General features: G+C 41.3%; 16 protein-coding genes. 12 read left to right on the plus strand and 4 right to left on the minus strand.

Translation table 11 applies throughout. From position 1 onward, the window contains the following. Positions 1-16 precede the first annotated feature (16 nt). Both KYS23_RS14700 and KYS23_RS14705 read right to left on the minus strand, forming a co-directional pair. Complete coding sequence (locus tag KYS23_RS14700; RefSeq protein WP_159532219.1) at positions 17-1,477, minus strand: alkaline phosphatase; 1,461 nt, start codon at positions 1,475-1,477, stop codon at positions 17-19. A 245-nt stretch (positions 1,478-1,722) separates the two neighbouring features. After that, a complete protein-coding gene (locus tag KYS23_RS14705; RefSeq protein ID WP_159532220.1) occupies positions 1,723-2,676 on the minus strand; it encodes a chemotaxis protein CheV in 954 nt (317 codons plus the stop codon). 380 nt (positions 2,677-3,056) lie between these two features. Here KYS23_RS14705 and KYS23_RS14710 point away from each other — a divergent pair, with 380 nt between their 5' ends. The 4 genes from KYS23_RS14710 (at position 3,057) to KYS23_RS14725 (ending at position 9,488) form a co-directional block, all read left to right on the plus strand. Continuing rightward, on the plus strand, positions 3,057-4,652 hold the full coding sequence (locus tag KYS23_RS14710) for an isocitrate lyase (protein ID WP_159532221.1): 1,596 nt from the start codon (positions 3,057-3,059) through the stop codon (positions 4,650-4,652). Between the two features lie 257 nt (positions 4,653-4,909). Next, positions 4,910-5,854 carry a LysR family transcriptional regulator gene (locus tag KYS23_RS14715; protein ID WP_159532223.1) on the plus strand — a complete coding sequence of 315 codons (945 nt, stop codon included), beginning with the start codon at positions 4,910-4,912 and terminating at the stop codon, positions 5,852-5,854. A 154-nt stretch (positions 5,855-6,008) separates the two neighbouring features. Further along, on the plus strand, positions 6,009-8,195 hold the full coding sequence (locus tag KYS23_RS14720) for a malate synthase G (protein ID WP_218419189.1): 2,187 nt from the start codon (positions 6,009-6,011) through the stop codon (positions 8,193-8,195). 411 nt (positions 8,196-8,606) lie between these two features. After that, entirely contained in the window at positions 8,607-9,488 is an 882-nt protein-coding gene (locus KYS23_RS14725) for a patatin-like phospholipase family protein (protein ID WP_201299272.1), read from the plus strand. Between the two features lie 21 nt (positions 9,489-9,509). On the opposite strand, the gene KYS23_RS14730 is transcribed toward KYS23_RS14725, so the two are convergent. Both KYS23_RS14730 and KYS23_RS14735 read right to left on the minus strand, forming a co-directional pair. Further along, complete coding sequence (locus tag KYS23_RS14730) at positions 9,510-10,526, minus strand: NAD-dependent epimerase (protein WP_159532227.1); 1,017 nt, start codon at positions 10,524-10,526, stop codon at positions 9,510-9,512. Between the two features lie 14 nt (positions 10,527-10,540). Then, positions 10,541-11,320 (minus strand): S1 family peptidase, encoded by a 780-nt coding sequence (locus tag KYS23_RS14735; protein WP_232370651.1) that lies wholly within the window; start codon positions 11,318-11,320, stop codon positions 10,541-10,543. Between the two features lie 214 nt (positions 11,321-11,534). Here KYS23_RS14735 and KYS23_RS14740 point away from each other — a divergent pair, with 214 nt between their 5' ends. The 8 genes from KYS23_RS14740 (at position 11,535) to KYS23_RS14775 (ending at position 21,123) form a co-directional block, all read left to right on the plus strand. Further along, the gene (locus tag KYS23_RS14740) at positions 11,535-12,455 is read left to right on the plus strand and encodes a PEP-CTERM/exosortase system-associated acyltransferase (RefSeq protein WP_218395986.1); all 921 of its coding nucleotides are present in this window, start codon (positions 11,535-11,537) and stop codon (positions 12,453-12,455) included. A 64-nt stretch (positions 12,456-12,519) separates the two neighbouring features. Then, the gene (locus tag KYS23_RS14745; protein ID WP_159532231.1) at positions 12,520-13,431 is read left to right on the plus strand and encodes a PEP-CTERM sorting domain-containing protein; all 912 of its coding nucleotides are present in this window, start codon (positions 12,520-12,522) and stop codon (positions 13,429-13,431) included. Positions 13,432-13,600: 169 nt separating this feature from the next. After that, positions 13,601-16,348: an XrtA/PEP-CTERM system TPR-repeat protein PrsT gene (prsT, locus tag KYS23_RS14750; RefSeq protein ID WP_218419191.1), complete on the plus strand. Its 2,748-nt coding sequence runs from the start codon at positions 13,601-13,603 to the stop codon at positions 16,346-16,348. 23 nt (positions 16,349-16,371) lie between these two features. Continuing rightward, a complete protein-coding gene (locus KYS23_RS14755) occupies positions 16,372-17,268 on the plus strand; it encodes a ThiF family adenylyltransferase (protein WP_218395984.1) in 897 nt (298 codons plus the stop codon). 2 nt (positions 17,269-17,270) lie between these two features. Then, on the plus strand, positions 17,271-17,783 hold the full coding sequence (locus KYS23_RS14760; RefSeq protein ID WP_159532237.1) for a serine O-acetyltransferase: 513 nt from the start codon (positions 17,271-17,273) through the stop codon (positions 17,781-17,783). Positions 17,784-17,789: 6 nt separating this feature from the next. Further along, positions 17,790-18,977, plus strand: coding sequence for a glycosyltransferase family 2 protein (locus KYS23_RS14765; protein WP_159532239.1), 1,188 nt, complete (start codon positions 17,790-17,792; stop codon positions 18,975-18,977). Then, positions 18,974-20,137 carry a hypothetical protein gene (locus tag KYS23_RS14770; RefSeq protein WP_159532241.1) on the plus strand — a complete coding sequence of 388 codons (1,164 nt, stop codon included), beginning with the start codon at positions 18,974-18,976 and terminating at the stop codon, positions 20,135-20,137. Before KYS23_RS14765 ends, KYS23_RS14770 begins: the two co-directional genes overlap by 4 nt. A gap of 8 nt (positions 20,138-20,145) precedes the next feature. Beyond that, a complete protein-coding gene (locus KYS23_RS14775; protein WP_159532242.1) occupies positions 20,146-21,123 on the plus strand; it encodes a polysaccharide deacetylase family protein in 978 nt (325 codons plus the stop codon). Positions 21,124-21,304: the final 181 nt, after the last annotated feature.

Here is a 21,304-nt window from a genome sequence, read left to right on the forward strand (position 1 = left end):
CAGTGTTCCTATACTTTTAGTTACAACGCCAATTATCTTTAAAGTCACAGCTCGTGTTGGTCGCGTCGTTTTTATCACTTGCTTTTATCAATTCGACGTTCGTTGAAATACCTTGGGCAGGCATGTCGCGCTTATCAATAAAGTTAAAAATTTTCTTAGCGATATCTGTATTATCAATTTGACCCATGAACACATGATGACCAGCACCGAACGAAAATACCTCTACATCGACACCAGTATGTCCCGATGTTGTCCAACCTGTGTTAGTTTTATTGTCTAAAAATACTTTTAAGGCGTTAAATCGCGCTTTCACATCTTGCTGTGCAATGCTGTCGAAAGTAGCAATTTCTTCATCGGTAACATCAAAACCAAAAGTCGTTGCAACATAGTCACCTGGATTATCCTGTTCAACCATATCTTTCGCTATGGTACTCAGTGACGCTTTCAGGTTATGTAAATACTCGGGGCTCCAGCTATAGTCACCTCGAGCACCTATCGTTAAACCGCCAGTACTATGATCGGCCGTTAGAATAACCAAGGTATCTGGGTGCGCTTGCACGTAGGTCTTTAAGAATTCTATGGTGTAGGCGAGGTCTTGCATTTCAGCCATCGCCGACGCGATATCATTGGCATGCCCCGCCCAGTCTACTTGGCTGGCTTCAACCAGTAAGAAATACCCGTTGTCGTTTTCTAAGTGCTTAATAGCATGTTCTGTTAGGTATTTAAGGCGATTATCGCGGCTGTCGTCTAGCATGGCAGGTAGGGCTACAGGTGCAAATAAACCCAGTACGTTGCTGCCTTTTGGCACTGTCGCTAAACGGTTGTAAGTGTCGGTATATTCATAACCGGCATCAATAAATTCACCAATAATGTTACGATCTTCCCGCTCAAAAAAATCAGTACCACCACCTAACATCACATCGGCGACAAGCTCACCATTTACGCGAACATCAAAAAAGTCATCAGCGATAGCATTGTAGTTCTGGCGACTTTCGTTGTGAGCAATATAAGCCGCTGGGGTAGCGTGAACAATTTGTGAGGTGACCGCTAGGCCTGTTCGCATACCTTTCAATTTCGCGTAATACATGACTGATTTAACAGGTTGCTTATCTACATCAACACCAATAGCACCGTTATAAGATTTCACACCAGACGCTAATGCGGTAGCTGCGGCAGCTGAATCAGTTACAAAACCAGAAACTTGTGCTGGATAAGTAGATGCATTCCCCATCAAAATATCATCGAATATTACCGCATCAACCTCAGGGGTATTTTTATCATCAACATAATTACGGTAAGCCGTAGTGAAAGCAGGCCCCATCCCATCAGCTACCACCATGATTATATTGTTAGGTGCTGAGTTATGAGCATCCGTCTTTTGTGCACTTTCATTTGAGGTAGAGCCACACCCAGACATTACGGAAAGCGAACCGCATAGCGTTAAGGTGGTTAATAGTTTGCGTTTACTATAAATCATGAAACTTCCCTGAGAACTGAAAAAGCGCCATATATAAAAACGTGGGCGCGGGCGACCCTCATCCTAAATGGGTCGCATTTAAGAATTGTGTCATTTCACACATTGCACAAAATATTCACCAGATGATGGCGAGAATGTTGAACATGCTTATTATTGAAGGCGTTAGTGTAAGGCAGACCTACCCATTTCTCAAAGTATTAAGGAGAAATAGCACTGCCACGAGGGTGAATAATTATAAGAGGTAGCTAATTTTCTGAGAGAAAGTCTCGAAGTCGTTGTTGAGCAACTTCTACAAGCATATCGGGTTGGAATTTGGATATAAACCGGTCACATCCTACTTTTTCTACCATGGCATCATTGAAACTGCCACTTAAAGAAGTGTTTAGCGTAATAAAGAGATCTTGCATCCTAGGATCGTTTCGAACTTCGGAGGTCAACATATACCCGTCCATTTCTGGCATTTCAGCATCGGTAAACATCATTAGAATTTCATCGCTGGGGCGCTTACCTGCATCCGCCCACTGTTGAAGTAAGGCTAAAGCCTCAGCCCCATTTTTTCTCTCAATGATGGTTATTCCTAATTGCTCTAACGTGTCTCTAACTTGTTTTCTTGCCGTGCTTGAATCATCAACAATCAATACTTTTTTGTCCTTGAAATGATTAACGATTTCTTTATCGAGCACTTTGTCAGAAATAGAGATGTCATAATCAATGATTTCAGCTAGCACCTTTTCCACATCGATAATTTCAACAATTTCTTTTTTACCTTGCACATCAACTTGCGTGATGGCAGTAAGATAATTAGTTTTCCCCATCCCACTGGGCGGTGGCTGAATAGTATCCCAAGATGTATTCACGATGTTCATCACTTTACCAATAATGAAGCCTTGAACAGATCGATTATACTCAGTGATGATAACATTGTGGGCATCGCTACCAATTGAACCGCCGCGCATTTTAATGGCTTGGCGTATATCTATGATGGGAATGGCACTGCCTCGATAATTCATCACGCCTTTTAGGTTTTGGTGAGAACCAGGCATACTATTGAATTTAGGAATATTAATGACTTCTTTAATTTTGAAAACATTCATAGCAAATATGTGACGAGAGCCCAACTGAAACATCAGCAATTCAAGCCTGTTTTCACCCACTAACTTAGTGCGCTGGTCAACCGAGGAAAGGACGCCGTTACTCATCGTTACTCACTTTAATTCTCAAAATCAATTGTTCGGAATGCCTGCTGTCATTTACTGAAATGCAGCTAAGTGTCAAAAGAATTTACACGTCATGCACTCAGAAACCTATTATCAATTATGCTAATAACCCGCCTAATTTTTGTTCTCCAAGGTAAAAGTTAGTTCACAAATTACGTTCTTACGAATATTGGTGAGCTTTGATACATGATACGAAACCACTCCCAACACCCACGTCATTCACCACATGAATGATGGCAATCCAAAATATACACTTTTATTATTTTAGCTGCCGCACTAGGATGAAATGGAAGCTTAAGAGAACGCACCAATGCGAAATCTCAAAACAACATTGAAACTAATTATAGTAGGGAGATACGCTCATGTCGCAGTATCAACAAGATATTGATAACTTCGCCACGTTAAAAGCAGCACAAAAAGGTGCTTGGGAAGGCATTAGCCCTGAGTACGCTGCTAGAATGAAGATTCAAAACCGGTTCAAGACTGGACTAGATATTGCGCGTTACACCGCTGCAATCATGCGAAAAGACATGGCAGATTATGATGCTGACACTGCGCAATACACTCAGTCTTTAGGTTGCTGGCACGGTTTTGTAGGTCAACAGAAAATGTTGGCAGTGAAAAAACACCAAGGTACTACCGATAAAAGCTACTTATACCTTTCAGGCTGGATGGTAGCCGCGCTTCGCTCTGAATTCGGACCACTTCCAGATCAATCAATGCATGAAAAGACTACCGTTTCTTCACTAATCGAAGAGCTATACACTTTCTTGCGCCAAGCCGACGCTCGTGAATTAGGCGACTTGTTCCACAAGCTAGACGACGCGAAAGCGAATGGCGGAGATACGGCAGCTATTCAAAGTCAAATTGATAACTATGAAACCCATGTAGTACCTATCATTGCAGATATCGACGCAGGCTTCGGTAACGAAGAAGCGACCTACTTATTAGCTAAGCAGATGATTGAGGCCGGAGCATGTTGTATTCAGATTGAAAACCAAGTTTCTGATGCAAAGCAGTGTGGTCACCAAGATGGAAAAGTAACGGTTCCACATGAAGACTTCCTCGCTAAAATTAATGCCGTTCGTTATGCATTCTTAGAGCTTGGCGTAGATGACGGCGTTATTGTAGCTCGTACCGATTCACTGGGTGCTGGCCTAACGCAGAAAATTCCGGTATCAACCTCTGAAAGCGACCTTGCGGCTCAGTACAATGCATTCTTAAAAACAACCCCCGTTAACGGTGCTGATGATTTATCTGAAGGCGACCTTGTATTGAAGCAAGGTGGACAATTAGTGAAACCTGAGCGCTTACCTAATGGCTTATTCCGCTTTAAAGACAACTCTGGCTTCGATCGCGTCGTACTAGATTGCGTAACATCGCTTAAACACGGCGCAGACTTATTGTGGATTGAAACTGAAAAGCCTCATGTTGGTCAGATTGCTGAAATGGTTAACGCCATTCGTAAGGAAGTGCCAAACGCAAAACTGGTTTATAACAACTCTCCTTCTTTCAACTGGACACTGAACTTCCGTCAGCAAGTATTTGATACTTGGGCTGAAGAAGGGAAAGATGTTTCTGCATACGACCGCGCTAAGTTAATGAGCGAAGAGTACGATGCGACTGAATTAGCGACCACTGCTGATGAAAAAATTAAGAGTTTCCAAGCAGACGCTGCTCGTGAAGCGGGTATTTTCCATCACCTTATTACACTACCTACGTATCACACTACCGCCTTGTCTACCGACAACTTGGCTAAAGGGTACTTTGGTGAAGAAGGTATGTTGGCTTATGTTCGCGGTGTTCAGCGCCAAGAAATTCGCCAAGGCCTTGCTTGTGTTAAACACCAAGCAATGGCTGGTTCAGATTTAGGTGATACCCACAAAGAGTACTTCTCTGGTGAAGGTGCACTTAAAGCATCAGGTGATGATAACACCATGAACCAGTTCGACGTTTAAACACAAAGTATCCCAACTTTGTTCAAAGGCACCTTCGGGTGCCTTTTTTTATTATTCAGCGAATTTATCTGAATTTGCCATATGTCCAAATTCAAGAAACAATGGCATTACCAGCACTAAAAAATAATTAAACATATTTTTCAGCAACTTGGGATTTTCACGCTTTTTAAGAGTAAGACCAAAAGCGTATCTGACAGCAGATAAAAAAGGCTTTATAATAGCCCTGTCTAATTGAGTTTATTAAGAGCATTACAATAATGAATATAGCGAAGGTCGACTTAAATTTACTGGTATATTTAGATGTTTTACTGCGCGAAGGCAGTGTAACAAAAGCGGCCAATCAGCTAAGTATTACGCAACCTGCAATGAGCAACGGGCTAAAGCGTTTACGTGACTTATTTAAAGACCCTTTATTGGTGCGCACCAGCGACGGAATGACCCCAACAAAACGGGCACTTGAACTTCAACCCACCATTCGTGATGTACTCAGCCGACTTGAAAGCTCAATTCAGCCTGAAACCGATTTTGATCCGCTAACCAGCGAACGCACCTTTCGCATCATGACCAGCGACTATGCAGAAAGTACGTTGCTGCTTGAGTTAGTAGGCCGGTTAGCCGACCTTGCGCCGAATATCACATTAGATTTAATTACCCCTAGTGATGTTACCTTCCACGATGTAGAGCAAGGCAAGGTTGACATGGCCATTAACCGCTTTGAAGAACTGCCGCTGTCGTTTCATCAAAAAGTGATTTGGTACGATACCTTCAGTTGTGTAATGAGTTCAGATCATCCGCTTGTTGCTAAGTGTGACTTAGACAGCTATTTAAGCGCTCAACATATTTGGGTGAGTAAAACCGGCTTTGGTGTTGGCGTGGGTATCGACCCAACAGAAGTACAGAAGCTAGGTTGGGTAGACGCTGAGCTAACTAAAATAGGCAAGCAACGGGCTATTCGAGTATTTACACGTCATTACCACGCCGCATTACAGATAGCTAAAACGCAAAAGCTTATCGCCACCTTACCAAGCAAAGCGGCGAAGTTATTCAAAGACGACCCAAGCGTTGTAGTGAAAGAACCACCGTTCGATATTCCCCCTATTGCGTTAAAAATGGCGTGGAGTGCGCTACTCCATCATGATGCAGGGCATATCTGGTTACGCCGTTTAATTAGCGATGTAGCCAACGAAATGAGTGACCACTAGAGCACCATGTTGCTTCACGCCATTAAGATTTCACATGTGAATACTAAATACACACAAACATTCACTGAGGAAATGGCAAAGATAGGAACCATAAATTAAAAAACTGCCTCTATACTCTCTACACTAGAGCTACAGAAAATGTATAGAGGTAGTTATGCAAAATTATATTACACGAGGCCGTTTACAGGTTGCTGAGCAACTCGATGATTTCATCAACCAACAGGCAATGCCAGGCACTGGTGTTCAACCAGACGCATTTTGGCAAGGTGCAGAAGCCCTCTTTTCAGAATTCGTTCCTCAAAATCGTGCCCTGCTAGAAAAAAGAGAGCAACTCCAACTCGCTATCGATGACTATCACAAGGCTGGAAACCCCGCTTTCGGTGAGCAATACATTGCTTTCTTAAAAAAAATTGGCTACCTAGTAGAACAGCCTACAAAGGTACAAGCCGATACCACAAACGTGGATGCAGAAATTGCTACCATGGCAGGCCCTCAATTAGTTGTACCAATCAACAACGCCCGCTATGCATTGAATGCTGTTAATGCGCGCTGGGGTAGTTTGTACGATGCTTTATACGGCACTGATGTTATTAGTAATGACAATGGGGCTGAACCCGGAAAAACCTATAACCCTGTCCGTGGCGAGAAAGTGGTAGCGAAAGCGAAAGCCTATTTAGACAATATGCTTCCACTTGCAAAAGGAAATCACGCTGATGTTACCGGTTATAAAATAGAAACAGGTAAATTAGCGATATCCTTAACTGATGGCGACATCACCACGCTTGCGAACACCGAGAAATGGCAAGGTTATCAAGGTGATATTTCAGCCCCTACTGCATTGTTGTTTATTCACAATGGTCTGCATTTTGAAATTCAGATTGATGCCACCAGCCCTATTGGTAAAACTGACGCAGCTGGCGTGAAAGATGTGTTAATTGAAGCTGCGCTCACTACCATTATGGATTGCGAAGACTCCGTTGCCGCTGTTGATGCCGAAGACAAAACCTTGGTTTACAGCAACTGGCTAGGGCTGATGAAAGGCGCTTTAAGCATTGAAATGAATAAAGGTGGCAAAAACATCGTTCGTGCTATGCATGAAGATAGAGTGTACTCGCCTTCAAAACATGTAACGAATCAAGAGCAATTATCTTTATCAGCCCGCAGCCTTATGTTTGTGCGTAACGTAGGTCATCTAATGACAAACGACGCCATGCTATTCGATGGCGAGCCAGTACCAGAAGGTATTATGGACGGTTTAGTGACTTCGCTCATCGCTAAGCATGACTTGCTGAATAACAGCCCATTCCAAAACTCGCGTCATGGCAGCATATATATTGTTAAACCCAAAATGCATGGCCCTGAAGAAGTGGCCTTTTCTGATGCGCTATTCGCCAAAATAGAAACCGTCATCAATGTACCTAAAAACACGTTGAAAATGGGTATTATGGATGAAGAACGCCGCACCAGTGTTAATTTAGACGCCTGCATCAATGCAGCGAAGTCTCGCGTTGTATTTATTAATACAGGCTTCTTAGACAGAACAGGCGATGAAATTCATACGTCTATGCTTGCGGGCGCTTTCGCCGAAAAAGCGACCCTTAAAACCATGGCGTGGATTAAAGCCTATGAAACCGCTAATGTAGCCGTCGGCCTTCGATGCGGCCTTTCAGGTAAGGCTCAAATTGGTAAGGGCATGTGGCCTATTCCCGATGAAATGCAAAATATGATGGATGCCAAGATTGGACATCCCAAGTCGGGCGCGAATACCGCATGGGTACCCTCACCTACCGCTGCCACCTTGCACGCTCTGCATTATCATGATGTTAATGTTTTCGACATTCAGAAGGGACTAGACGAGGGTTTCTCAGGTCTTAACGATATTCTGACTATTCCACTGCTAGAAAGTAGAGATTCGCTATCAGCCGATACGATACAGCGCGAAATAGACAATAATGTGCAAGGAATATTAGGTTATGTGGTTCGTTGGGTGCATCAAGGTGTAGGCTGCTCCAAAGTGCCTGACATTAATAATGTTGGGCTAATGGAAGACAGAGCCACACTACGCATTTCATCACAGCACATTGCGAATTGGCTTGAGCACGGCATTGTAAGTGCAGCGCAAGTTGATGAATCACTTCGCCGTATGGCAAAGTTAGTGGATGAGCAAAATGCTGGCGACGCAGAGTATATTCCTATGATGCCTGATTTAGATAGCTCAGTTGGTTTCTTGGCCGCAAGCGACCTTATCTTTAAAGGAAAAGAACAGCCAAGTGGTTATACCGAGCCTTTATTGCACGCTAGACGCCGCGAGATGAAAGCGAAACTAGCCTCACGAAATTAGTCAGGGTGAATAAATGGTGTATTCGGCGTGGTTATTTCTATGGCTACGCCAGTAAAAACGCCTTGCCGAGCTTATCTTACTGAGTATTAATAATAAGATAAGTTCGGCATTTTTGCTGGTGCTCTCCTGGAAAAACTCATCATTCATTAACGCTTTCAGTCATTGTCTTGGTTCTTTTTCTAGCCTTTTCCACTGCTATTTTTTCAACCACTTGTTACAGACATTTTTACTGGCGTTTATCACCTCGCTTTTACCGCTACAAATACACTCTAGGCACGCGTTTCTTGCTCGTACAGTAATGCCAACATTAATGCTTAAGCATTTAACTAGTACCTCTACCAGCACGCCAATAAAGTGGCGGGCTCGGCTAACTCTACTACGCTTTTACTATAATCACTGGAGTTAAAAAACATGCAGGTAACTTCATCGGTACCCGTTGCTAAGATACCCACTTCCATCGTGCCTATTTTGTCTGGCGGAGGCACTCGGCTTAGTGCCCATATAGGCATACTTAAAGCACTCAAAGACTTAAATGTCGAAATCAAAACCCTTGTGGGTGTATCTGGAGGCTCAATCATTGCAGCGATGTACGCCAAAGGTCATAGTATTGAAGATATGCGTGAGTTAGTAATAGCCACCGACTTTAAACAATTTACCGCTTTTTCTGTGTGGCGATTATTGCGAGAAGGCGGATTGTCGTCGGGAGATCATTTTGAACGCTGGATCGACGATAAGCTTGAAGGTATGACTTTTGCCGAGCTTCCCATCGCACTCACTATATTAGCCACAGATGTAAACGGTGGCGGCCCTGTATTATTTGGAAAAGAGAATACGCCGGACATGAAGGTTTCAGAGGCCGTACGTTATTCCATGTCTATCCCTCTGCTCTTTTCATTTAAACCTTTCAAAGAACACTTGTTAGTAGACGGCGCAATATTATCTGAAGATGCCTTGTTTGAGGATTGGCAACATGATGGCACGCCGACAGTGTGCTTTCGACTTCAAAGTGCCATTCAAAAACGTAAGATAATAAAGAAAGGCGTGCTATTGCTACCGCAGTATCTATCGATGTTGATACGCACCTTTATGACTGCCATATCAAGAGAATATATTAACGCTAAATATTGGCATAACACGGTGGTTATCAACACAGGGGAAATCTCAGCGGTAGACTTTGCGTTAACCGCTGAAATGAAGAACCATCTATTTGAACTTGGTTACGAAACCACTAAAGAATTTCTTCCCAAAAAGTGCGCCGCTTTTCAATCATTCAAAGTGGCATCTACTGGCTAGGAATTGCTTTAGTCTGGATTTTTAGATGTTGTAAAAGTCTTTGTACCAATCTACAAAGTTCTTAACACCGACATCGATAGACGTCGACGGTTTATAGCCTGTGTCATTAACCAATGATGATACATCCGCATAGGTATCTGGAACATCACCAGGTTGTAATGGTAAAAGCTCTTTTTTCGCTTCAACACCCAGTGAGGCTTCTAAGGTTTCGATAAATTTAAGCAAATGCACGGGTGTTTGTGCGCCAATGTTATAAACCTTGTAAGGCGCTTTACTAGAACTAGGATCTGGGGCGCTTGCATCCCAACTTTCATTTGGCTTGGCTACGTTATCAAGCGAGCGAATAACCCCTTCAACAATATCATCAATGTAGGTGAAGTCTCGTCTGTGGTTGCCGAAGTTGTATACCTGAATGGTTTTACCTTCCAGTATGGCTTTAGTAAATTTAAATAGCGCCATATCAGGGCGCCCCCAAGGGCCATAAACCGTAAAGAAACGTAATCCAGTGGTAGGCAGATTATAGAGGTGGCTGTACGTGTGCGCCATCAATTCGTTCGCTTTCTTAGAGGCAGCATATAGGCTTACTTGGTGATCAACATTATGCTGTTCTGAGAACGGCATTGTTTCATTCGCACCATAAACAGAACTTGATGATGCATAAACCAAATGACCGACCTTGTTATGGCGGCATCCCTCTAGTATGTTCATAAAGCCAACTAAGTTGGCGTCTACATAAGCATTAGGGTTTTCAATTGAATACCGTACCCCTGCTTGAGCCGCTAAGTGCACCACCTTGTCGAACTTTTGATCTTCGAATAAGGCAGCCATTTCAGGGCGTTCTTCAACACCCATCTTAATAAACGTAAAGCGTTGGCCTGCCGCTGAATTTTGAACTTGCTCAAGCCTTGCATGTTTAAGCGCGACATCGTAATAATCGTTAATGTTGTCAATCCCAACAACATCGTCACCGCGATTAATTAAATATTGAGAAACGGCTGCACCAATGAAGCCTGCAGCGCCGGTAACGAGAATTTTCATAAAAGTCCTATTTTCTATTTTTCCATTTCACGCTTTAACAGTGCATGAACGTGCTCGATTGGAATGGCATAAGAAATGCCTGAAGGATGCGTTAACGCACTTTCTTTACTGTCTCTAACGTAAACTTTATTAATGACCGCAAACACCTCCCCTGTTTCAACATTAACAACCGGGCTACCTGAATTACCTGGATAAGCGGTCACATCTAATTGATAAATTAGATCTGGATTCTTAAGTCTATCAAGACTTTTCGCGGTAAGCGATCTCGCATTATTAGAAGGCATATAATCAGGCGTAATGGTTGCCACTATGCCTTTATGTACAGCAGGAAACAATCCTAATGCTCCTCCCAATGGATAGCCAAAAATGGCTAGTTCCGTACCTGCATCAACCAAGGAGTTGTTGGCTAATTTAAACGAGGGGAAAGGATTATTCACCTTTAGCAACGCTAAATCATGCTTGTCATCAATGGCCAGGATTTCTACTTTATCGAAGCGTACTTGTTTGCCATCTGGCAACATTACAACGAAATGTTCGACTATAGTAGGGTCTAGCTCTTCGTCAACAACGTGATAGTTTGTCACAACGTGTTTACCATCGCCGACAATAAAACCTGTCCCTTTAATTTGAGGTGTTGTGTGTTTCAAAGGGCTATGGAGTGCAATAGCCACTGTAGATTTTACCGAGCTTTTCGTCAGCTCAACGAGGTTTTTTGCTAGCGCTTGTGTCGATAAAATACAAGCAATTGTGAGTACGCATAGCATTAAGCCTCTACTTTTCGAGTCTGTTTTCACGATGCACCTTTGGGTTAATCGATATCAATGTAGACATCGGGAAAGATATAACTAACAGTTTCACTTATATTTACTAATAAATACAACTACAAAAATAATACGTTCATAATATTAGGAATACAATCTATACTGCTTAGATGTTGCACTGCTTAGGTTGCAGATACCTTTATAGCCTTTCTGGATGTATGGTCTTTATAAATAGGTACGAATAAACATGCAAAAAAGGAAATTACTTTCTACGATCCAAACTATCTTTGGGAAAAAAAGTAGAATATCAAAAGCATTAAGTGGATATCAAAAATTACAAGAGGTCAGAGAAATTTCTTCGCACTTTTCTGCGTATTTGACACCACTTGTTGCAAACAATAAGGATTTAAAGGAACACTCTTACGGCATTAGACATCAAGTTTACTGCGTAGAAGAAGGCTTTGAACCGGAAAGAGAATCAAAACTAGAAATTGATGAGTTTGATGCTTACTCTACGGCTTGCATGATTGAACATAAAAAGACACATCGTTTTGCTGGTACGGTTCGACTCGTTCGTCCGCAAAAAGAAGATGAGTTATTACCTATTGAAAAATATTGTCCCTCTTCGATAACTCACCCTGAGCTTAACCCAGCAAATTTTAAGCGCCACGAAATTTGTGAAGTATCTAGATTAGCGGTACCGGAAGAATTTCGCCGTCGTAAAAGCGATAAGTTTGATGGTGCATCTACAGGTGTAATCAATACCTCGACGTACTCGGAAACTGAACTTCGATGCTTCCCCTTTATTGCTATCGGGTTGTATTTGGCAGCTGCATCTATTTCAATCAATTCGGGAATTAAGCATACCTACGTAATGATGGAGCCGCGACTAGCTCGTTCAATGCGTTTCATTGGGATAAAATTCGAACAAATTGGTCCAGTAGTTGATTATCATGGAAAGCGTGCCGCTTATTATATAACACCAGAGATGTTACATAAGAACCTACCTAAAGGCTTTGCGGCTATGTTTAAGCATATTCAAGCCTCACTTGGACATGATGTTGCGAATAATGACCTATCGGCTAGGAACACAGATAGAATTGTCGAGTTTATTTACAGATCTTTTTCGACAAAACTTATTACCCAACAAAATCAACAACTTAAATAGTGGCATGCTAACTGCTTTGTAGAAATGCAATATTTAGATCGCTGCATACTTACGGAGAGCAGAAATGAAAAAGTTACTACTTACAACGATTACAGCTGCGGGTTTAGTGCTTAGTGGACAAGCCGCAGCTACCCCTTTTTATCTTGATTTGTCTGACGATGCGACTGTTAATCCTTTAGGTCCTATCGAGCAGCTTGACCTTTCTTATGATTCTTACACTGAAGTTGTTACTTCTGGCGTAGATGCTGGTCAAGTGACTACACGTGCTGGTATATCTTTAATCGGTTATGATTTTGGCGGTCAATTATCGTCTCCAGTTTATGACGATTTCGCTGACATGGTTTTAGATGGTACAGCTATCCAGAACACTTTCACTTACACGCCTTCACCAGGTGGCTTAGGCGTTGATTTCAGCACCTTCCCTTTTTCTCAAACACGTTTATCGTTTGACCTTGCCCTCGATGGTGATTTAGTTTCTGGTGTTGGTGTTGATTACACTGGCGGTTCACTTGATATTTACGCTTACGATGTATCTGACCCATTCAACCAAGATTCAGGTACTGCTTTTTTAAGCGGCCCTGTTTTGTTAATGAGCACCATGTTTAGCTTTAGCAGCATTAATGTTGGTGAGCAAGTGGTTGAAAGCTTAGTGACAGACACAAGCTTAACTGCTGCAGGCGAAGAAGTATTTTACTTTTCTAACCTTGCTGGCACAGTGTTCACTTCTTTCCAAGAGTACATTGAAGATACGATGACTGATATCGTGTTGAGCGCTGCGCAAACAGTTTCTATCGCTGAATTAGAAGCTAACATTCTTGCTCCTATAGCAGTTAGCGCTGACGGCACTACCGTTTTAGTATCTGATGACCACACTGCAGCAGTTACTTTCCAGGTAGCTGAGCCATCAACCGTTGCTGTATTTGGTCTTGGCCTTATGAGCATGTTCGGTTTTGCACGCAGACGTCGTCAAAAGTAAAACTCTGATTACATTGTAATCTATTTAAAGACCGCTCTAGCTAGAGCGGTTTTTTTTTAATCATTTAACAAATGATATACTCACACTATAGCGATTTAATTATTCATATTATCTTGTATATTTATTCTGATGCGTTAGTTTAGTGTAAAGAAATAATAAGGAAATTAATGTGGATACTTCAGTTAAATTAGCGGTTTTAACCTCCCTCCTACTCTTGAATCTTACTGCGTGCAGCCCTAAATCGACTAATGAAGTACTTCTAGATGCTGAACAACTAAAACAAGAAGGCAAGTATCAAGAAGCGTCAATAGCCTTAAAAAACGTTATTAAAGAAGAACCAAATAACTTGACGGCTAGGGAGTCCTTAGGTTTAGTTTATTTGGAGCAAGGCCTTTATTCTGCGGCGAGAAAAGAGCTTGTGCGCGCTGGCACCTCTCTGTCTCCTAATGGTGTCGTATCCCTTGCTGAAACATTCTTATGGCTTGAATCATTCGACGAACTACAAAGATTATCTATCCAAAACACTGAAGAGAATACTGAAAGCTTTTTTGAATTAGAAATTTATAAGGCAATTGCAACGTACAACAGTGGCGGAAAATTCAGAGCGTCAGCTAGCTTTTCTCGTCTTACTGACAATGAATCGTTAAAAATCTCCCAACTGGCAAAAGGCTACTTAGCCGTTCAAAACAATAGAATTGGTGATGCAATTGAATACACTAATAAAAGTGTGGAAGCTCAACCAGACTTTATCGCAGCACTTCAGTTTAAAGCTATTTTGGAAGCAGTCGATGGAAATTGGAACCTTGCTATTGAAACCTTAGAAGATTTGCTTAAAAAAAGAGCTAATGACTACAAAATTAAGTTAAAGTTAGCAGACGCATTAATAAATAACAAAGAATATGATAGAGCTGAACCTTTAGTTAATCAGCTCTTGTCACTTTCTGCTAATCATCCTTATTTTAATCAATTGAAAGGAACGATTGAGTTTTCTAAAAACGATTTTGAGAATTCGCTTATTTACCTTGATACCGCAATTAAAAATGGTCGTTCAAATTCCGTCACCCGACTTTTAGCTGCGTTAGCAAATTACTACGAAAACAATTTAGAGCAGGCATATCAAAACTTAAAGGTAATAGTAGAAACCTTACCACCTGAGCATTTTTCTCATAAGCTATATTCCATCATTCAGATTAAATTAGGGTATAGCAATGACAGCGATGGTTCTTTGGATGATATTAGGTCTATTCCTGTCAACGAAGCACTCTATTTAGCAAAGTCTTCATCTTTACTTATTCAAGAAGGTGAAATTGCGCAAGCCAAAAGCCTGATAGAACAGATAAACACAGATGATGTACAAGACGCTGAACTTCTAAGAAGTATTGGCCTTTTAAAAATACTCACTTCGGATACTGGAATAGATGAGTTAGAGAACAGTTTTCAGCAGGATCCCAATTCCGAGAAATCTTTTCTTGTACTAGCGTTCGCCTATCTTAACGCAGGGCAATTCGATAACGCAGAACAATTGGCAGTAGATTGGTTAGATGCTCACCCCGACACTGTATCGGCACTACACATTCAAGCGCAAGCTAGCTCACATACAAACAACGCCTATAAGGTAGCTGGCATCTATAACAAAATTCTTGAATTAGAACCTGAACACATTTCTGCAAACTTATTTTTCGTTGAGAAAGACATTCGCGATAACAACCAAGGCTCAGCTAAAGCTAAGATTGAATCGTTAGTGGGATACCACCCTCTTGATATGGTAGTCCTCATGCGACACTTTCAAATTCAAAACGAACTTGGAAACTACGACGCTGCGCTCAAGCCGTTTAAAGAAGCGAGCAACTCATCAGATGAAATAAAGTATGCATTGCTTTACGCGGGTGCTCTGGCAGAGCTAAATAAAACAGATGAACAGTTTACTGTCTTAACAAATATTCAGTCAGAGGCGGAAAGCGAACCTAAGTTCTGGATGATGCTAGCGGATGCTTATTGGGAGAAAAAAGATTTTGCAAATGCCGAACAGGCGCTTGCAAAATGGCGGGCACTTGAGAAAAGCACAAAACCCTTTTTGAAGTCTATTGAATTGGCTGAAATCACAAGAGACTACAAAGGCGCGCTTAAACTCGTGGAAGAAGGCATCTCACTATTCCCTGAACAAACACAACTTAAACTGATTAAAGCTCGAATTTTAATTTTAGATAGTAATATTGAAAAAGCCGCTACCGTTTTCGACTCACTCAGCCCAGCGATTAAAAGCTCAGAACTAGGGCTAACAGTTCAAAGCAAACTATTAATCGCACAGCGCAAGTACAACGAAGCCATTGATGTTATCGAGAGAGTTTATCAGAACGTAAAAAGCCAAGAAGTCGCGTCTATTCTGTATACCGCACTATTTAGGGCTGATAAAGAAGCTGAAGCGCTAGCATTCAGCGAAAAACATCTTTCAATGGTGCCAAACCACAATAAAATTCGTTTATTTGCCGCCAATCAACAGATTTATTCCGCCCCAGAAAAGGCGATTGTTCACTATAAATACCTTGTAGAAAATGAAACAGTACAGAGCCCACTTGTGCTAAACAATTTAGCGTGGCTTTTGAGTGAAGCACAAAAATATGAAGACGCTTTAGTGTACGCAGATACAGCTCAAGCTATACTTCCAGAGAACCCTTCTATAATGGCAACCCGTGGTAAAATTTTACTGCAACTAGACCGAATAGATGAATCGTTAGCCTTACTTGAAAATGCGTTTAACACTAGCGCTAATTCCCCCGATATTGGTATCGATTACGTTGTTGCACTTTTGAAAGCTAAAAATGACAGCGAAGCCCGAAAGGTATTAACGCAATTAAAGCCAAAAACTCAAGAGCACGAACGTAGGATTGACGAACTGAAGGTTCAGACAAATCTTTAATAATTAATAAGACGAGATATCTCATGTTCAATTATAACGAAGCGTTCTCGAGAAATATCGGCTGGGTAACAGAAGCTGAGCAGGAAAAGATTAAGAATACAAAAGTAGCCATCGGCGGACTAGGTGGTGTTGGAGGCGATCACGCCATTGTATGTGCTCGAATGGGCATTTCAAACTTTCACATTTCTGATTTAGACGAATATGATTACGCCAACTTCAATCGTCAGGCCGGTGCTTTTGTATCTACAATTGGTGAAGAAAAATCAGTTGTGATGGAAAAAACGTTACGAGATATTAATCCCGACGCTCATATTAAGAATTTTGATAGAGGGATTTCGCCCGAAAACCTTGAGGCCTTCCTAGATGGTGTTGATGTATACATAGACAGTTTGGATATCTTCGCTTTAGAAATAAGAAGGCAAGTCTTCCGCCGCTGCTATGAATTAGGAATACCAACCATTACTGCCGCCCCAATGGGGATGGGGACCGCAATGTTATGTTTCAAACCCGGCGGTATGTCGTTTGACGAATACTTTGCCATGGTTGACGCCCCCCATGATGCTGACGAAACGACTAAGGAAAACTACTTCGAAGATAACATCGTTCGTTTTGTAATAGGCGTTTCTCCATCAGTACAGCAAAGGCATTATCTCGTTCAAAATTCATCCGTGAACTTTATGAAAAAGAAGGTGCCTTCAACGTGTATGGGTATTTCGTTAGCTGCTGGGGTTTTGTGTACCAATGTACTGAAACTACTATTAGATAGAGGTGAGGTTGTCTGCGCTCCACGAGGTCTTCACTTTGATGCATACCGAAATAACTTGATAAAGACATGGAGACCTTGGGGAAACAGAAACCCTCTGCAAAAGTACATGTTTAAGAAAGTAAAACAGATCTTAGAAGAAAGTAAAGACACGTAATCATGCCATCTACATTGCAACTCATAAAATCCGACTTAAAAAGAAAACAGGAAATTTTTCATCAAGATGGCGCTGAAATTTCATTATTTAGGACGTGTCTTACTGATGGAACTAGTGCTAATATCCTTTTCCGCTTGGCTGCAAGGTGCGCACAGACGAAATTTTTGGCACCTGTCGCGTTGATAATTCAACATATAAATAGAGTTTATAATGGCTGTGTTATCGGCGTAAATGCAGATTTCGGCGAAGGTTTTGTCATTATGCATCCTATCGGCGTAGTCATAAATTCTAAAGTAAAGGGTGGTATCAATATTACTTTAGAAAGCGGTGTAGTAATGGGTGATGAAAAAGGAAAGTCTCCCACTCTTGGAAGCCATATATTTATTGGTGCTGGCGCTAAAGTTTTTGGCCCAATCACTGTGGGTAATAATGTAAAAGTAGGCGCTAATGCAGTAGTAGTAAAAGACGTAGAGTCTAACAAGACTGCACTTGGCATTCCCGCGAAATCAAAGTAAGCATAAATGAAGTATATTGAAATTTTATTCTGGGTTGTCTCTTTGGCTATTATCTATAGCTATGTTATCTATCCTTTTATATTAATTTTGGTCAGCGCCTTGGTTCAATGTGTTAGAGACACACGCTACACGCTGATTAAAAAAGAACGTCGTATTGACGTATCTGACAACTCTTCAGTTACCATCGTTATATCTGCATTCAATGAAGAATCATGTATAAAAGAACGAGTAGAAAACTTACTCTCACTGGATTACCCAGCAGAAAAAATCAATATATTCATTGCATCTGACGGAAGTACGGACAATACCAATTCCATATTGGCATCTTTTGACGATCCACGGCTGAGTACTTTTTTCTTCGATGAGAACAGAGGCAAAATTAACGTATTAAATGATTTGATGGAACGGGTTACATCAGAAGTAACTATTTTTTCAGATGCGAATACCGCTTTTGAAAAAGACGCGGTAACTCAACTTGTTATGTCTATAAACCAAAGAGGGGTTGGTGCGGTGTGTGGAGAGTTGGTACTCGTTGATGCACATTCAGGAGACAATAAAGATAATCTTTATTGGAAGTATGAACAAGTGCTTAAATTCCATGAATCAAGATTAGATGCTCTACTGGGAGCGAATGGCGGTATCTATGCCATCAAAACTAAATTTTATATTCCACTGCCAAGTAACACGATTATCGATGACTTTTGTATTGTTATGAATGTCGCACGCCAAAACCAATCCGTGGTTTACACGCCAGAAGCAAAAGCGATAGAAGAGATAGCCCCGAGCATGCAGGAAGAAGCGAATCGTCGTATACGTATTGGTGCAGGCAATTACCAAGCTTTTGCCAGACTTACTTGGTTACTCAACCCTAAATATAAATGGCGATGGTTTTCTTATATAAGCCATAAAGTCATGCGTTGGTTTGTACCGCACTTTATGATCATCTCTTTATCTACAAATTTCGCTTTGCTTTGGCATAGCCATTCGATTTACACTTACCTTTTTAGCGCCCAGGTTGCATTCTATTGCCTATGGCTACTTGGAAGCCTTAAGCTTTTAAAAAACATACCTATTGTTAGTGGTTTAGTATCATTAATAACGTTTTTTGTATCCATGAATATTTCGCTATTTCGCGGCTACATTAGATATCTAACAAGCAATTTATCTGCTACTTGGCAAAGGACATCTCGATGATTGCAGTTGTTTCACTAATTTTACTCACACTCTTCATAGCAGCCTTTATTTTCATTATTAAAAAGAAAAAAATGCAAAGTTGGCTATGGAACTATACCAAGAGTCAATTTACATCATCGCCAGAGCCGTCAGGAACGAAGCATGTCATGTTTTGCTTCGTTGACCATTATGAACCCCAATGGCTTAATAAAGACAACATAGAATTAGAAAGGAAACGTGTAGACCGCTGGATGACTGATTATCCATTGATGGCGTCGAAATTCACTGATTCAGATGGTTGCCATCCCAAACATAGTTTTTTTTACCCAGAAGAAGAATATAGAAAAGAACATCTAGATAAAATCTCAGACCTTTGTGCCAAAGGCTTTGGCGAAATTGAAATCCATCTACATCATGAAAATGATACCAGTGACAATTTAAGGAAAACCCTATCGGGATTTGCGCAATGCCTTCATGAAGAACACAACGCATTAAGTATTGATCCCCAAACAGGAAAACCCACCTACGCATTCATCCACGGTAACTGGGTACTGGACAACTCACACCCTGAAGGTCATTGGTGTGGTGTCAATGACGAACTAATTGTACTAAATGAAACAGGTTGCTACGCGGATTTTACTTTCCCTTCTCCCGATACATCTCAGCCTGCCATGCTCAATACTATTTATTACGCAAAAGATGACCCTGAAAAACCGAAATCGTACGAAACCGGCAAGCCAATTGAAAAAGGCGGACGAGCGTGGGGCGACCTACTTCTTATCCAAGGCATTTTAGGACTGAATTGGAAGGTTAGAAAAAAAGGGATTTTCCCACAAATTGAAAATTCTGATGTCAGACATACCTTCCCCCCGACCCCGAACCGCGTCGATTTGTGGGTTGACGAAGGTATACATGTAAAAGGGAAGCCTGAGTGGGTATTTATAAAAATTCACACTCACGGTGCGCAAGATGGGGATATGGATACGCTGTTAGGGAAGCCTGTCGAGGCAATGCATCGTCACCTTAATGAGAAATACAATGATGGCGAAAACTACTTACTTCATTATGTTTCGGCTCGAGAAATGTACAATATAATCAAAGCTGCAGAAGCAGGCGAAGAGGGGACCCCCAATGCTTATAGAGATTATATTTTACCCTCCCCATCATTTAAGCGGCTTTAAGTTTGACGATGTCTCGTATTAAGAAAAAATTCGGAAACTTGTTAGGGCTGAACAAGTATTTTTGGTCATCTAGACCAAATGGCTTATACAGTGTTAATTTCCATCGAATTGGAGACAGTGCAGATACGCAATTCGACCCTTGTGTTTACTCTTGTTCCACGAAGGAGTTAGAGCAGCATCTCGCATTTTTTAAGAAACACTTTAGAATAATTAGTTTGAGCGCCCTTCGCGAGTACCTTCGTATTAACGAAACCATCAATGAAAGAGTGATGTGCATTACGTTTGACGATGGTTATATAGATAATTACAGCAATGCTCTCCCAATTCTCAAAAGCCTTAATGTCACTGCTAGCTTTTTCATAGCAACAGGATTAATAGGAAATACCGTTGCTCCTTGGTGGGACAAAGCAGCGTATTTACTTAAAACCTATGACCCAAAAGCAATCAAACTCTCTGGGTGGTCTGAAAAGGTCATTAACCAGCATGATGGTGATCACTTTATCCGTGCTGTGTTGGCATCTATTAAGCACTGTAAAAGCACCGCGGAAGAACAAATCAAGGAATTAGAAGCATATCTCAACCATTCAGGTTTGTACCCTGCCGCTGAGTTTATGGACTGGAGTCACTTACAAGCACTTATAGATAATGGTATGGAACTAGGTGCTCACTCCCACAACCATGATATTCTTACCAAGCTAACCACTGATGAGCTATTTTACGAACTTAGTCATTCAAAAGCGCTTTTAGAATCCAATTTACAATGCAAGATTTCAGCGTTTTCATACCCCGTAGGAAACCGCTCTACGTATGATGATAATGTTGTCGACGGTCTTAAAAACAATGGTTATGAATTAGCTTTTAATTTTCAACCAGGCATAAATCAACTCCCTTCTTCTTCACCTTATGATTTACATCGTTTCCCAATTGCACCTGGAATGAGTGAAGCCGATTTGATGCAGATGTTCGGTTATGCCAGGAAATTTTAAAAATGAGAATTATCCATTGCGTAAGTAGTCTGCAAGTTGGCGGTGCTGAAAAATGCGTGAAAAATTTAGTGTCGAGACAAAAAGATAAAGGGCTAGACGTTTCAGTATTATCATTTGGAAACAAAGATGATGCATTCCAGCAAAGTATCGAATCGGAAAACGTTGATGTGGTCAATGTGAA

Origin of the sequence: Alteromonas lipotrueae (assembly GCF_019249255.1) — a bacterium.
GTDB classification, from domain to species: Bacteria; Pseudomonadota; Gammaproteobacteria; order Enterobacterales; family Alteromonadaceae; genus Alteromonas; species Alteromonas lipotrueae.

Excerpts from the sequence above, each read along its gene's own strand:
- KYS23_RS14700 (WP_159532219.1), bottom strand. The coding sequence starts at position 1,477 with ATGATTTATAGTAAACGCAAACTATTAACCACCTTAACGCTATGCGGT.
- KYS23_RS14705 (WP_159532220.1), bottom strand. The coding sequence starts at position 2,676 with ATGAGTAACGGCGTCCTTTCCTCGGTTGACCAGCGCACTAAGTTAGTG.
- KYS23_RS14710 (WP_159532221.1), top strand. The coding sequence starts at position 3,057 with ATGTCGCAGTATCAACAAGATATTGATAACTTCGCCACGTTAAAAGCA.
- KYS23_RS14715 (WP_159532223.1), top strand. The coding sequence starts at position 4,910 with ATGAATATAGCGAAGGTCGACTTAAATTTACTGGTATATTTAGATGTT.
- KYS23_RS14720 (WP_218419189.1), top strand. The coding sequence starts at position 6,009 with ATGCAAAATTATATTACACGAGGCCGTTTACAGGTTGCTGAGCAACTC.
- KYS23_RS14725 (WP_201299272.1), top strand. The coding sequence starts at position 8,607 with ATGCAGGTAACTTCATCGGTACCCGTTGCTAAGATACCCACTTCCATC.
- KYS23_RS14730 (WP_159532227.1), bottom strand. The coding sequence starts at position 10,526 with ATGAAAATTCTCGTTACCGGCGCTGCAGGCTTCATTGGTGCAGCCGTT.
- KYS23_RS14740 (WP_218395986.1), top strand. The coding sequence starts at position 11,535 with ATGCAAAAAAGGAAATTACTTTCTACGATCCAAACTATCTTTGGGAAA.
- KYS23_RS14745 (WP_159532231.1), top strand. The coding sequence starts at position 12,520 with ATGAAAAAGTTACTACTTACAACGATTACAGCTGCGGGTTTAGTGCTT.
- KYS23_RS14755 (WP_218395984.1), top strand. The coding sequence starts at position 16,372 with ATGTTCAATTATAACGAAGCGTTCTCGAGAAATATCGGCTGGGTAACA.
- KYS23_RS14760 (WP_159532237.1), top strand. The coding sequence starts at position 17,271 with ATGCCATCTACATTGCAACTCATAAAATCCGACTTAAAAAGAAAACAG.
- KYS23_RS14765 (WP_159532239.1), top strand. The coding sequence starts at position 17,790 with ATGAAGTATATTGAAATTTTATTCTGGGTTGTCTCTTTGGCTATTATC.
- KYS23_RS14770 (WP_159532241.1), top strand. The coding sequence starts at position 18,974 with ATGATTGCAGTTGTTTCACTAATTTTACTCACACTCTTCATAGCAGCC.
- KYS23_RS14775 (WP_159532242.1), top strand. The coding sequence starts at position 20,146 with ATGTCTCGTATTAAGAAAAAATTCGGAAACTTGTTAGGGCTGAACAAG.